General features: G+C 66.0%; 16 protein-coding genes and 1 tRNA gene. 11 read left to right on the top strand and 6 right to left on the bottom strand.

All coding sequences use genetic code 11. The features are described from left to right. Window positions 1–15: 15 nt before the first annotated feature. From EPL00_RS09595 to EPL00_RS09620, 6 genes are all read left to right on the top strand, one after another. Window positions 16–2,928 (top strand): AAA domain-containing protein, encoded by a 2,913-nt coding sequence (locus EPL00_RS09595; RefSeq protein WP_135852916.1) that lies wholly within the window; start codon window positions 16–18, stop codon window positions 2,926–2,928. A 250-nt stretch (window positions 2,929–3,178) separates the two neighbouring features. After that, on the top strand, window positions 3,179–3,370 hold the full coding sequence (locus EPL00_RS09600; RefSeq protein ID WP_135852915.1) for an LSM domain-containing protein: 192 nt from the start codon (window positions 3,179–3,181) through the stop codon (window positions 3,368–3,370). After that, window positions 3,367–3,540, top strand: coding sequence for a 50S ribosomal protein L37e (locus EPL00_RS09605; protein ID WP_135852914.1), 174 nt, complete (start codon window positions 3,367–3,369; stop codon window positions 3,538–3,540). The genes EPL00_RS09600 and EPL00_RS09605 overlap by 4 nt, the downstream gene beginning before the upstream one ends. A gap of 522 nt (window positions 3,541–4,062) precedes the next feature. Then, window positions 4,063–5,607 carry an amidophosphoribosyltransferase gene (purF, locus tag EPL00_RS09610; protein ID WP_135852913.1) on the top strand — a complete coding sequence of 515 codons (1,545 nt, stop codon included), beginning with the start codon at window positions 4,063–4,065 and terminating at the stop codon, window positions 5,605–5,607. Window positions 5,608–5,694: 87 nt separating this feature from the next. Then, the gene (locus tag EPL00_RS23790) at window positions 5,695–6,180 is read left to right on the top strand and encodes a hypothetical protein (RefSeq protein ID WP_135852912.1); all 486 of its coding nucleotides are present in this window, start codon (window positions 5,695–5,697) and stop codon (window positions 6,178–6,180) included. Window positions 6,181–6,206: 26 nt separating this feature from the next. After that, window positions 6,207–6,488: a hypothetical protein gene (locus tag EPL00_RS09620; protein ID WP_135852911.1), complete on the top strand. Its 282-nt coding sequence runs from the start codon at window positions 6,207–6,209 to the stop codon at window positions 6,486–6,488. Window positions 6,489–6,509: 21 nt separating this feature from the next. Here EPL00_RS09620 and EPL00_RS09625 read toward each other — a convergent pair whose 3' ends face one another. After that, complete coding sequence (locus EPL00_RS09625; RefSeq protein WP_135852910.1) at window positions 6,510–7,067, bottom strand: DUF420 domain-containing protein; 558 nt, start codon at window positions 7,065–7,067, stop codon at window positions 6,510–6,512. Between the two features lie 173 nt (window positions 7,068–7,240). On the opposite strand from EPL00_RS09625, the gene EPL00_RS09630 reads away from it, so the two are divergent. Then, window positions 7,241–7,325, top strand: a tRNA-Leu gene (locus tag EPL00_RS09630). A gap of 179 nt (window positions 7,326–7,504) precedes the next feature. Here EPL00_RS09630 and EPL00_RS09635 read toward each other — a convergent pair. The 4 genes from EPL00_RS09635 to EPL00_RS09650 form a co-directional block, all read right to left on the bottom strand. Further along, on the bottom strand, window positions 7,505–8,092 hold the full coding sequence (locus tag EPL00_RS09635) for a PH domain-containing protein (RefSeq protein ID WP_135852909.1): 588 nt from the start codon (window positions 8,090–8,092) through the stop codon (window positions 7,505–7,507). Between the two features lie 125 nt (window positions 8,093–8,217). After that, window positions 8,218–8,619, bottom strand: coding sequence for an acyl-CoA thioesterase (locus tag EPL00_RS09640; protein WP_135852908.1), 402 nt, complete (start codon window positions 8,617–8,619; stop codon window positions 8,218–8,220). 77 nt (window positions 8,620–8,696) lie between these two features. Then, window positions 8,697–9,401, bottom strand: a complete 705-nt coding sequence (locus EPL00_RS09645) for a DICT sensory domain-containing protein (protein ID WP_162224191.1) — start codon at window positions 9,399–9,401, stop codon at window positions 8,697–8,699. Next, on the bottom strand, window positions 9,388–9,933 hold the full coding sequence (locus EPL00_RS09650) for a DUF7344 domain-containing protein (RefSeq protein WP_135852907.1): 546 nt from the start codon (window positions 9,931–9,933) through the stop codon (window positions 9,388–9,390). Before EPL00_RS09650 ends, EPL00_RS09645 begins: the two co-directional genes overlap by 14 nt. A gap of 116 nt (window positions 9,934–10,049) precedes the next feature. Here EPL00_RS09650 and EPL00_RS09655 point away from each other — a divergent pair, with 116 nt between their 5' ends. The 3 genes from EPL00_RS09655 to EPL00_RS09665 all read left to right on the top strand — a co-directional run bounded on the left by EPL00_RS09655 (window position 10,050) and on the right by EPL00_RS09665 (window position 11,900). Further along, window positions 10,050–10,550: a helix-turn-helix domain-containing protein gene (locus EPL00_RS09655; protein ID WP_135852906.1), complete on the top strand. Its 501-nt coding sequence runs from the start codon at window positions 10,050–10,052 to the stop codon at window positions 10,548–10,550. Between the two features lie 111 nt (window positions 10,551–10,661). Then, window positions 10,662–11,630: a sugar phosphate isomerase/epimerase family protein gene (locus EPL00_RS09660; protein ID WP_135852905.1), complete on the top strand. Its 969-nt coding sequence runs from the start codon at window positions 10,662–10,664 to the stop codon at window positions 11,628–11,630. 78 nt (window positions 11,631–11,708) lie between these two features. After that, the gene (locus tag EPL00_RS09665) at window positions 11,709–11,900 is read left to right on the top strand and encodes a hypothetical protein (protein WP_135852904.1); all 192 of its coding nucleotides are present in this window, start codon (window positions 11,709–11,711) and stop codon (window positions 11,898–11,900) included. A 19-nt stretch (window positions 11,901–11,919) separates the two neighbouring features. On the opposite strand, the gene EPL00_RS09670 is transcribed toward EPL00_RS09665, so the two are convergent. Continuing rightward, complete coding sequence (locus tag EPL00_RS09670) at window positions 11,920–12,414, bottom strand: NUDIX domain-containing protein (RefSeq protein WP_135852903.1); 495 nt, start codon at window positions 12,412–12,414, stop codon at window positions 11,920–11,922. Window positions 12,415–12,565: 151 nt separating this feature from the next. Between EPL00_RS09670 and EPL00_RS09675 the strand changes: the two genes are divergently transcribed. Beyond that, window positions 12,566–12,940, top strand: a complete 375-nt coding sequence (locus tag EPL00_RS09675; protein WP_135852902.1) for a DUF7522 family protein — start codon at window positions 12,566–12,568, stop codon at window positions 12,938–12,940. Window positions 12,941–12,989 lie beyond the last annotated feature (49 nt).

Consider the following 12,989-nt stretch of genomic DNA (forward strand, 5'->3'; position numbering starts at 1 on the left):
GCGTTACCCACCTCCGTGAACGTTCGGGGAGGAGTCGCGGAAGTCGGCGAGATTCGCACGGTCAGCACGCAGTACGGCGAGCGCGACCTCGCGGAGGTGACGGTCCGCGACGAGGGTGGCCACGACGAGGCCACCGGCCAAGCACCGGAAAAGACGGTCACGCTCTGGGGCAAGTGGACCGAGAGCGCCGACCTCCTCGAAGAGGGGATGGAACTGCTCGTCACCGACGTAGAAGAGGACGAGTATCAGGGGGAAACGACATACTCGACCGGGAAAGACTCGTACGTCGTGGTCGAACCGTCGTTCCTCGTGGACGTGACCGACGTTCGGTCGTGGGTCCAGTGCCCGCGGATGTACTACCTCAACAAACTCTCGGGCATTCCGCTGGCGTACCCCGTCGTCAAGGGGACCATCGTCCACGAGGTGTTCGGCGACCTGCTACGCGGCCGGGACTTGGACGAGTCCATCGACGAGCGCGTCGCGGAGGCCGGACTGGAACTGGGGCTTCTGGGCCGCGAGCGCGACGAGGTTGCCGACGAGGTCCGCCAGAACGCCGCGGCGATAGAGGGGTGGCTCGCGCAGGGCGCACTCACCGAAGAAGATAACTGGCGGAGCGAGCAGACGCTCATCAGCGAGCGGTTCGCCATCAAGGGCCGGGCCGACGCGCTCCGGCGCGGGATGCCCGTCGAGTTGAAGACCGGCAAGAACCTCAAGCGCGACCCGCGGTTTCAGGACAAGATTCAGGCGGCGTGTTACGCGCTCTTGCTCCAAGAGAAGGGCGTGCCCGCCGACACCGGCACCCTGCTCTACACGAAGAACTCCGCGCTCGACCGGACCGAGGAGGACGGCGACCTCTCGCCAGCCAAGGAGTTCTCCGTGGGCGACGGTCTCCTCGATTTCGTCGTTCGCACGCGGAACGAAATCGCGGCGATGGAGTACCACGCCGTCAACCCCGAAGCGTCGGACCGGGAGAACCCCGGCATCCCGACCGGCTACGAGGCTGACGCGACCTGCGAGTACTGCTTCGAGCAGGACACCTGCATGGTGGTCTCGGGCCGCCTCGACCAAGAGTCGAAGGCGGGCCAAATCGGCACCGCGATTCCCGAGGCGGAACGCGACTACTTCGACCGCGTCTACCGACTGATAGAGGAGGAACGCCGGGCGACCCACGCCGAGTACGCGAAGCTCTGGCGACAGACCGCCGCCGAGCGCGCCGACGACGACCGCGCGCTCCTCGGCCTCGAACCGACCGAGCGCCGCCAGTTGGACGGCGGCCGGTGGGAGATGCACGCCGAGCGCGCCGGGAGCGCGGTCTCGAAGATTCGAGAGGGCGACGTGGTGCTGGCCAGCGACGGCGACCCCGTGAACGGCCACGCCGAGTTGGCCCGCGTCGAGCGATTGGGCGAGGAGGTCGTCGTCACGGCCGACGAACCGGTCGAGTTGCGGCGGCTCGACGTGTACCCCTCGGAACTGTCGGCCGACCGGATGCTGACGGCTCTCCACGACTTCCTGCTGAAGGGCGACGAGCGCCGGAAGGACGTGCTGTTCGACCGCGCGGACCCGGAGTTCGCCGACGACCGGCGGACCTACATCGACAACAACGAGGCCCAGAACGACGCGGTGAACCGCGCGGTCAACGCCGAGGAGTTCGCGCTGGTCCACGGGCCGCCCGGTACGGGCAAGACCTACACCATCGCGCGGACGATTCGCGCCCTCGTGGAGCATGGCGAGGCGACGGAGTCGCCTCGAACCGGAGGCGGTGATAGCGAGGCGCAGAGCGCCTCGGACCGTTCGAGCGGGCGAAGCCCGCGAGAAGAAACCGCCGGAGGGGGCGAGCGCGTTCTCCTCTCGGCCTTCACGAACCGCGCGGTGGACAACGCGCTCGAAGCCCTGCGGGACCAAGGCTTCGAGGACATCGTTCGCGTCGGAACCGAGAGCGGCGTCCGCGAGGACATGCAGGACCTGCGACTGGAGCAGGCGGGCGACCCCGGCGAGCGTCTCGCCCAACTGCGCGACGCGAGCGTCGTCGCCGCCACGACCGCGACCTGCGGCTCCCGAATCATGCGCGAACAGTCGTTCGACGCGGCGCTGGTGGACGAGGCGTCCCAACTCACCGAACCCGCCACGCTCGCGGCGGTCAACCTCGCCGACCGGTTCGTACTGGTCGGCGACCACCAGCAACTCCCGCCGGTCGTCCGGACCGATAGTGAGACGGTCGCCTCGAAGGAGGTAAACGCCTCGGATGACGCGAACGCCTCGGAAAACGCGAGCGGCGAGGAGCGAAGCGACGACCCGCGAGTGACCGACCTCTCGACTTCCCTGTTCGAGCGCCTCATCGGCCAGTCCCCCGAGGCGGGCGTGATGCTCGACCGCCAGTACCGGATGAGCCAGCGGATTCAGGCGTTCTCCTCGCGGGAGTTCTACGACGGCGAGTTGCGCCCGGCCTCGGGCGAGGTCGCCGCCCAACGGCTCGCGGACCTGCCGCACGTTGACGAGACGGCGGTCTCCGCGGCGGTGCGCGGCGCGGGCGGCGTTGCGTTCGTGGACCCCGACGGTCGCGCCGAGGGCAACACCAACCTAATCGAGGCCGAGCGCGTCGCCGACATCGTGGCCGAGTTCCTCGCCGCGGGCGTCGAACCGGACGAAATCGGCGTCATCGCGCCGTTTCGAGCGCAGGTCGCCGAAATCGGTCGCCGGGTGTCGGACGGCGTGACGGTGGACACGGTGGACCGCTTTCAGGGGTCGAGCAAGGAGGTCGTCGTCGTCTCGTTCGTCGCCACCCAAGACCTCGACAGCCCCATCTTCGAGGACTACCGCCGGGTGAACGTCGCGCTGTCGCGCGCGAAGAAGTCGCTCGTGCTGGTCGGCGACGAGGAGGCCCTGCGAAGCGACGACTTCTACGCGCGGATGGTCGAGTGGGCGCGGTGAGTTGGCGAGGCTCCTCGGCCGACCCGTAGAAATATATTTGTTGCTTAGAAAAAATAAATAAATTCTAAAAGACAGATTTAGGTTTCCTTTAAATTGGTATAGATATCTTGGCGGCGGTGGTCGGTCGTCGCTCGAAGCGCCGCGATTCGCCCGACCTGTCAACAATTCAATTCGGAGCGCGCGCGATGAAACATTCCTCTAGAGAGGCGTTTCCGGTACGTTTAAGACTTCGACGGGTGGCGATAGTGATATGAGTGGACGACCGCTCGACGTGCTGGAAGCCTCCCTGCAAGAGGAGGTTACGGTGCGATTGAAAGGCGGCGAGGAGTACGAGGGCATCCTGACCGGCTACGACCAGCACATGAATCTGGTGCTGGAGGACACCGACGAGGAAGACACAACCATTATACGCGGCGACAACCTCGTGTCGATTAACCCATGACTGGTGCAGGAACCCCGAGCCAAGGGAAGAAGAACACCACGACTCACACGAAGTGTCGCCGGTGTGGCGAGAAGTCGTATCACACGAAAAAGAAGGAGTGTTCGAGTTGCGGGTTCGGTAAGTCGAAGAAGCGCCGCGACTACGAGTGGCAGAGCAAGTCCGGCGAGTAATCGGCCTCGAACGCTTCTTTCTCTCTGCGGTCTCTTCGTTTTCGTGTAGTCGCTTCTGTATCGATTCGATTTTCGATAGACGAGACCGTTGTACGGGTCGCCACGGGAGCGACCGCGGCGAACGTTTCGAAAGCCCCCGCCCGGTCGCGGTCGCTCCGCGAGATATTTCCGCGCTCTCCGCACCGCCCGCGCGGAAATAGTTGCCCGCGGAGACGACCACGGCCTGCGGCCGCGACCGGGCGGCCCCTTTCAGCCCACCCAAACGGAGGTTCGTGGAATCGAGCGCGTTCCAGTGGAGTGTATCACGGAGCGTTCGCTGGCGGAGGCGTCACCGAGCGCATCCGGGGTGGCCTGCGTCACCGAGCGCGCCCGACGCCATCGTCGGGTGGCGTCCGGGCCGGAATCGGAGGTTTCAGTGTTGTAACTAGAAGTGTACGAGAACGTGCATACATTCGGGGCGCCGGTCGGATTTTTCGGCACGATAGCGAGGGTTTTTACTACGGTGGCGCAGTAGCTCCGTCCATGCAAAACGGCCGGGACGCGGCCCGCAACGCTTCGACCGAGAACGCCCAGACGGGCGAGCCAGCGCCCTCCGAAGCGGGTGCGAGTCGCCCGGACCTGTCGGGTCCGACCGAGAAGTGCGGCGTCGTCGGGGTCTCGCTCGCCGAGCGGGACGCCGCGCGCCCCCTCTACTACTCGCTGTACGCGCTCCAACATCGCGGACAGGAGTCGGCGGGCATCGTCACCCACGACGGGTTCCAACAGCACGACCACGTCGAGATGGGACTCGTCGGCGACGCCTTCGAGCAGGAGGACATCGAGGCCCTGCGCGGGAGCGCGGGCATCGGCCACGTCCGCTACCCCACCGCGGGGAGCGTGGACAAGTCCTGCGCGCAACCGTTCACCGTCTCGTTTCGGAGCGGCGCGCTCGGGCTGAGCCACAACGGCAACCTCGTCAACGCCGAGGAGGTCCGCGACGAGTTGGCCGCCGAGGGCCACGCGTTCACCTCTGACGGCGACACCGAGGTCATCGCCCACGACCTCGCGCGCAACCTGTTGGAGGCCGACCTCGTGCGCGCGGTCAAGCGCACGATGGGTCGCATCCACGGCTCGTACTCGCTGACCATCATGCACGACGACACCGTGCTGGGGGTTCGGGACCCCGAGGGCAACCGCCCGCTCTGTATCGGCGAACTGGACGACGGCTACGTCCTCGCCAGCGAGTCGGCGGCTATCGACACCCTCGACGGGGAACTCGTCCGGGACGTGCGACCGGGCGAACTCGTCGTCCTCCGACCCAACGGCGAGGGCTTCGACTCCTACCAACTGTTCGAGCGCGAGAACACGGCTCACTGTTTCTTCGAACACGTCTACTTCGCGCGCCCGGACAGCGTCATCGACGACCACCTCGTCTACGAGGTCCGGAGGGAGTTGGGCCGCAAGCTCTGGGAGGAGAGCGGCATCGACAGCGACGTGGTGATGCCGGTGCCCGACTCCGGCCGCGCGTTCGCCGGAGGATACGCCGAAGCCGCCCAAGAAGACGGCGCAAACGTCGAGTTCGCCGAGGGGCTGATGAAGAACCGCTACGTCGGCCGGACGTTCATCATGCCGACGCAGGACGAACGCGAGCGCGCGGTCCGCCTGAAGCTCAATCCGATAAAGTCCACCGTCGAGGGCAAGACCGTCACCATCATCGACGACTCCATCGTCCGCGGGACCACCTCGACCCAACTGGTCGCGCTCCTGCGGGACTGCGGTGCCGAGGAGGTCCACATGCGCGTCGGTGCCCCGCCCATCGTCGCGCCCTGCTACATGGGCATCGACATGGCGACCCGCGAGGAACTCATCGCCGCGGACAAGTCCGTCGAGGAGATACGTGAGGAAATCGAGGCCGACAGCCTCGCGTACCTCTCGAACGAGGCGGTCGCCGACGCGCTCGACACGAGCAAGGCCGACCTCTGTATGGGCTGTGTCACCGGCGAGTACCCCTACGACATCGACGGCGAAGCGACCGACCGGGACGTGACCCGCCCCGACGTGGGCACCCCCGCGAGCGCGGACGACTGAGATTCTCCCGGACGCCAGCTGGATTCCCACTGGCGTCCGCCGCGCTCGGCCACAGTTGCTACCCGTCTCGAAGCCGAGGATTCTCGCATGGTCGAAGAAGACCTCGGAGAGGCGACTATCGTGTACGAGGGACCCGACGGCGAGACCGAATCCCAGACGGTCCAGAACGAACACGTCGCCTACTTTCAGGACCACTGGATACTCAAGACCGGCGAGGACGACCACGGGCGCGACTTGGTGCGCCGCATCCCCGCCGAACGGGTCTACCACGTCGAGCGAACCGTCGAGCAGTTCGAGGAGGAAGTCAGCACGCTCCGGGACCAAGTGGAGTCGGTCGCCGACGACCTCCGGACGCGACTCCTCGGGAGCGACAGCGGCGGTAGCGGCGACGAGCGCAGGACCACGACCGAGTCCGCGAGTCGCTCCGAGAGCGTCAGCATCGACGTGACGAGTGGTGAACCCAGCGACTCCGACGACGGTGACGAACTGGACGGCGACGACGCTCTCGGGACCGGCGATTCGAGCGGGAGCGACGACGCCGACGAAGACGACGCCCCCGGACGCAACAATTAATCTCTCGCGGCCCGTCGAAGACGAAGATGGCTCACGATTACGACCGGCGAGACCGGCCCGCAACCGGCGAAGAGACTGCCGACGAGACCGCCGACGAGAGCGTCGCGGAGTCGGACCCCGCGGCCTCCGATTTCGCGGGAACGGACGACGAGGAGTCGCCCGCCGAGACCCGGCCCGAACTCGAACGGGCGCGACTCCTCGAACCGAGACACGCGCTCGAAATCGGGCGGGACGGCCGCGTCGTCGGCAGTCACTACCACGAGGGCCGCGACACGTGGGAAATCCTCTTGGAGCGGTACGACGAGTAAAGCGATTTCGAGGCCGGGGAGTCAGAACAGATACAGCATGAGGTAGACTACCACGCCGAGCGCGAACGAGGTCATCCACAGCGCGGCCGCGACGCGCCCGACTTTGGGGTGGTTCGTCGCCGAGAGGTCCGACACGGGCCGGGTCAGTCCGAGGAGCAACACGTAGTACAGAAGCGGGATGCAGACCACCGCCAGCAGGATGTGAATCCCCAAAACCGGGTAGTAGACGAACTGCTCGACCGCGGCGGGTCCCGTGAACTCGCTCGGCCCGAGGAGCGCGACGCGGTAGAGGTACATGACCAGAAACGCCGCGAAGAGGACGACGCCCGCCAGCATGCCCTTCCGGTGGCGCTCTACGTCGCCGCGGCGAATCGCGCGCCACGACGCGCCGACCACGCCGAACGCCACGACGCTGATGACCGCGTTGAGATGCGGGATGGCCGACAGCACGGCGTCGGGCGCTCGGGGGAGCGCGCCCGCGGGCACGACGCGGAGCGCCGCCGCGAACACCAACGCGAGCGAGACGACGGTCAGAAGCCCGGTCACCGCGGGGACGTGCCGCTCGACGAATCGTTGCATGTCCGGACGTTGGGAACGGTTCGACATACGCCTTACCGTGTCCAATCGTCGCGCCAGCGTCCGAGGAGTCCGGGAGGCTCCTCGGCGTGCGGGTACCTGCCGCCCCGCAGTCGAAACGAAAGGCATTTTATTCGCTTGGCTACTACGTCTGAGTGCAGAGAAAGACACCGCGAGCGTGGGTAGCCAAGCTAGGCCAACGGCGCAGCGTTGAGGGCGCTGTCCCGTAGGGGTCCGCCGGTTCAAATCCGGTCCCACGCATCGCAAGCGCGACACACTCGCGCAACGTGGCTCAGCCACGGAATACGATGCAGGTGGAGTCCCTTGGGACTGCACCCACGCACAATTCCTTCGGACGCTAACTGGCGAGCGAGAGCTTCGTTCGTCTGTGTTCTCACTCCCGGCGAGTTCCTACTCCGTATCTCCGTCGGTAGCGCGGATTACATCTTGTCGAGGAGATCGTTTTTCTTCTCCTCGAACTCCTCGTCGGAGAGAACACCCTCGTCGTGGAGTTCCTTGATGTTCTTCAACTGCTCGGTCGGGTCCGGTTGCGATGCCGCCTGCGCGTTCGTCTGCTGGCTCTCCTTCATCTTCTCGCGGATGAACCGCGCCATCTCTCGGATTTCGTCGGCGTCGGGGTCCGATACTTGGAACTCGTAGGCGCTCCCGCTGGTCTTGACGGTCAACTTCTTCGAGACGAGTCCCGTGTCGAGGTCCACACCCTCGATTCGGCTGTAGGGAATCGTCTGCTCGTCGTCGCCCGTAACCTGCGGAATCTTCGAAACGAGACGCTTGTTCGTCGCACCCGTCAGAATCGAACTCAGGATGCTGTTTTTACCTTCAACGTCGGCACCGAACGCGCCTGCCCCTTCGCCTTTCTCTTGGATGCCTTTCCCTTTGATGAGGTACATCACCTTCTCGTCCGGGTCGAGTACGTCCTCCATCTTCCCGATTCGCTCGGCCGTCGCGAACTCGCTTTCCGGTTCGTAGTCTATCTCGGACGTGCTGTCGCTTCCAAACAGTCCCATGCAGACGATTTATCAGAACGGATTCTTATAATTTTGTGAACTTTGTTACGGCAGAAATATGATGTTTAGAACTGTTAGATTGTTCTCAAAAGGCTCTAAGTCCTGTTATTTCGGTTACGGCTCGCCTACAGTCCTTCGAAGTCCCGAATATCCTCGCGCCACGACTCCGGAATCGGCTTCGAGGACTTGGTTTCCCTATCGACCGCGACCTGTACCGTCTCGCCGGTGGCCGCGACCGCGCCGTCGGCGCGGACCTCGTACGCCATCGGGAGCGAGGTCTCGCCGAGTTCCAGCACGCGCACGGCGACGGTCACGTCGTGGTCTATCTCGACCGGCCGCAGGAAGTCGATTTCGAGGTTGGCGAGGACCGACTCGATGTCCCGCAGGGGCACGTCCAGTACTTGGTCGAAGTAGGCCACGCGGGCCTGCTCGAAGTAGCTGGCGTAGACCGCGTTGTTCACGTGGCCCATCGTGTCGAGGTCGCGGTAGCGAACGTCCACGTCGTGCGTAAACGAGTAGTCGCTCATCGTTTCGTCGTGGGGGCGGTCGGTAGTTCCGTCTGTCGCTTCCGGAGGGTCGCGGCGTCGGCTATCGGTCCGCGCCGTCAGGTGTAGGTGCGCGCCAGATACGCCCCGATATCCGAGACCAGTTCGGCGTCGTACGTCCAGAAGCCGTGGAACGTCCCCGGTTCGAACTCCTCGCCGAGGAGGGCGCAGGCCTGTCGGTCGGCGTCGCCGCCGTCGAAGACGACGAACCAGAACGCCCCGATTTCGCCGGTCTCCTCGGCGTGGACCGTCGCGCCCGGCACGTCCGGTTCCCAGTCGAGGCGACCGTAAACGTGAACGTCCAGTAGCGTCTCGGTCGCCAGCGTGGCGTACACGTGGCGTTGGGCCTCCATCGCGGCGGCCGACTGGAAGCCGGTCCGGAGCGTCCCGTGGCCGACGCGGTAGGCGCGGTCCTCTATCTCGCGGCTAGCCGCGAGGAGGTGCCGTCGTTCGAAGGCGACGAAGGTGGTCTCCGCGAGGAGGTCCATCGTCGCGCGGAGCGCGTCGTTCTCGCCGGGGTCGAGGTCGGCGGCGCTCGGTGAGACGAGGTGGCGGACCGCCGCCATCCCGGCGCTCCCGGCGAACTCGCCGTCCACGCTCAGGACGACGAACCCGTCGGTACCGTCGTCGGGAATCGGTTCGTACTCCACGAGGACGTTCCGGGACTCGAAGTAAGTCGTTATCTCCTCGCAGGGGCGCGGTGCGAACAGCGTCACGGTCCGGCGCGACGACGAGGCCCCGTCGAGGAACTCACGGAGCGTCATCGGTCCGGGAGTCGTGCCAGTCGGAGTCGCCGGACGCCCGCGGTCCGGCCTCGCGTCGTCGCTGGTCGAGCGAGCGCGCCAGTACGGTGTCGAGGAGGTCGGGCACGTCGGCGAGTTCGACGGTCCCCGCTTCGCGGTCGTACCGGACGAACCCCTCGCGTTCGAGTCGCGGGAGATGGACGTGGTGGAGCGCGATTTCGACGCGCTCGCGCTCGTCGGGCGTCACCACCGCGGTCGGGTCAGCGTTCGCGTTCGTCCAGCCCGCGACGACGGTCGCCAACCGTTCCACGTCGGTCGCTCCTCGGTCCGAGAGGTAGTAGAGCGCGTAGCGGCGGTTGTCGTCCGCGACGACACTGAACACTGTATCGACCAGTGCCGAGTTCGCGGCCGCGTTGGTGTCGGGCGTCGAGTCGCCGCTGTCGGGCGGCGAGTCCGTGGCCGCGTCGGTATCGGCCCCCGAACCGTCGCCGTCCGCCGATTTCTCGGGGGCGGCCGAGTCGTCGGTCGGGGTATCGGTCGAGTCGTCCGCCATGGTCGTGACTATTGTTGTCACACCGAAAAGAGTGTTTGGGCTCGCCGGTCGGGACGAGCGTGACTTCGACTGGCAAGCGGGGTATTCAAATGCGTCGTGTCCCTACTGGTTGCTATATGGCGAAGTATTCGACCGGCGGGTCGTCCGGCAGTGGTGGCGGCGGCTCGTGCGAACTCTGTGGCACGTCGAGCGACTCGCTAACCGAGGCCAACGTGGCCGGTGCGCTGTTGGAGGTCTGCTCGGACTGTGCCTCCTCGCACAACGACAACCAGCAGACCGACTCGGGCGACGACGAGGAGCGCGAACGCAAGCGTAAGGCGGCCCAGAACACCGCGAAGGCGAGTGGCGTCTACGACGGCGACTCGCGCCACTGGGAAGAGGAGGGAACCAACTACGACGACGACCCGCTCCCGTATCTGGTCTCGAACTACGGCGACGTGGTCGAACAGGCCAGACGGGACGAGGGACTCCAGCGCGGCGAACTCGCCGACGAGTTGGACGTGTCCGAGAACGACCTGCTGGCGGTCGAACAGGGTCGGGCGAATCAGGCCAACGTCGGCGGGTCGCTCGTGGAGGCGCTGGAAGACCGCCTCGACGTGCAGTTGGCCGAGGAGTGAGGGGCCACGGAGAGACGAGCGAGCGTCGGGGGTTCGGGCGGCGAGTTCGGGGGTGAGTCGCGGGGGAGTCGGTCCCACAATCTTATTCACTCCGTCCGTGGTGGACGAGGTATGGACATCGGCGTTCACACACCACCGCTGTACGGGCAGTCGCTCGAAGACGCGATGGCGTACCTCCACGGAATCGGCGTTGACGCCATCGAACCCGGCGTCGGGGGTTATCCCGGCGACACTCATCTGCCCCGCGACGAGTATCTGGACGACGACGAGGCACAGAACCACCTCTTCGACCTGCTGGACGAGTACGACATGCGCATCTCGGCGCTGGCGACCCACAACAATCCGCTTCACCCCGACGACGAAACCGCTGAGCAGGCCGACACCGAGTTGCGGGAGGCCATCGAACTCGCCGACCAACTGGACGTGGACGCCGTGACCTGCTTCTCGGGGCTTCCCGCGGGGAGTCCGAACGACGAGACGCCCAACTGGATTACCGCGCCGTGGCCGGGCGAACACGCCGACGCTCACGAGTACCAGTGGGAAGAAGTCGCCATCCCGTACTGGTCGGACCTCGCGGACCACGCCGCCGACCACGGCGTGAACGTCGCCATCGAGATGCACCCGAACATGCTGGTGTACGAACCGTCGGGCATGCTCCGCCTGCGCGAGGAGACCAGCGAGCGCATCGGCGCGAACTTCGACCCCTCGCACCTCTACTGGCAGGGCATCGACGTGACCGACGCCATCCGACTGCTGGGCGAACACGACGCTATCCACCACTTCCACGCGAAGGACACCAAGGTCTACGACGCGCAGGCCCGGACGAAAGGCGTCCTCGACACCACGCCCTACGACGAGGAGGCCGACCGCTCGTGGCTGTTCCGCTCGGTGGGCTACGGCCACGGCGAGGAACACTGGAAGGACATCGTGAGTACGCTCCGGATGGTCGGCTACGACGGGGCGCTGTCCATCGAACACGAGGACTCGCTGACCAGTTCCAACGAAGGACTGGAGAAGGCCGTGAACCTCCTCCAGCGCGCGGTGTTCCGCGAGCAACCCGGCGAAGCGTACTGGGCCTGATTACGCCCACCAGCGTCGCCGCCCTCCGATTCGCCCGCACGGAAACGTTTTTGTTGCGCCGCCGACACGCTCGTCCCGATGGCCGGACCGCATCCGATAGAACTCTTCGTCCCAATAGCTGTCCTCGGCGCTGTCGGATTCTTTCTCTTCGGCAACCTCGGCGGCGAACTCGGAGCAATCGTCGGCGCGACGTTCGGCGTCGTCGTCGGTGCCGCGGTCGGTTCGAGCGCCAGCGTCGCCGACGAGTCCGAGGACGCCGAAAGCGAGTGACGCCGAGTAGCCCCGACGGTCACAGGTCGGCCAGCGCCGCCTCGGGATAGAACGTCTCGGCGTCGCCGTCCGCTTCCAACTCGGCGACCGACTTCCAGACGCACGCTATCTCCTCGCCCGTGTCGGGTTCGGTCGCGGTGAAGGCGTCCTCGTCGTAGGGCCACGACGCCGCGATATCGGCCTCGTAGAGCCGCCAGATTTCGTGCTGGGTCTCGCCCGCGACGGTGAACACGTCCTCGTAGGTGCCCAGCGGCGAGACTCCCGCGAGTTCGACGCCCAACTCCTCGCGGAACTCCCGGCGGAGCGCGTCCCGACTGTGTTCGCCGAACTCGACGCCGCCTCCGAGCGGTCGGAGGAAGGTTTCGCCCGCGGGGTCGCGCTCGCGCTCGACCAGTAGCTCCTCGCGGTCGTCGCCTCGGCCGCCGCCCTCCTCGCGGGTGACGACGCCGCGCGCGGTGACTCGAATGGCGTCGTCGCTCGCCTCGGTGTCGTCTCCGCCGTTCCTCTCGGCCATGGGATTCACGAAAACCGGGAGGATGGACAAAAGACCGACGGTTCCGGCGCGGTCGCGCGTTCGGTCTCCGGGCGCAAGTCCGCGGTGGTCGATTCCCGGATTCCGGCGACCGCCACTAGCACTTTTCCTGCTGTGGGTTGACGAGGAGCGTATGGGGAAGATTGTCTCTGACGACCTCGCCGACCAGTTAGTCAGCACTTGTCGAACCGCCGTCGGCGACGAACTTCGGAGCGTGACGTACTTCGACGAGGACGAGGAGGAACAGCTCTACCTCCGCGGGGACCTCGAAGCCGACGCCGACCTCGTGGGCTTCGCCGACAACGAGCGACTCGGGTTCCGCTCACAGACGCTCTACGAGGAGACTGAACTCGGCCCGTACCGGTTCACGATGCGGGCGTTCGACCACGGCTACCTCACGCGGGTCATCGTCGGCGACCGCGGCGCGTTCGTCACCACCGACGCGATGGAGATGGACCGGTTCAAGGAGGTCGCGTCGGCGATGCGGTCGGTGCTGGCCGAGGAGTAGCGGGTTCGAGCATTCTCGTTCGAGCGCGCCGGGTGTTCCGACCCTGCTG

The sequence above is a fragment of the Halorussus salinus genome (genome assembly GCF_004765815.2).
Classification (GTDB): domain Archaea; phylum Halobacteriota; class Halobacteria; order Halobacteriales; family Haladaptataceae; genus Halorussus; species Halorussus salinus.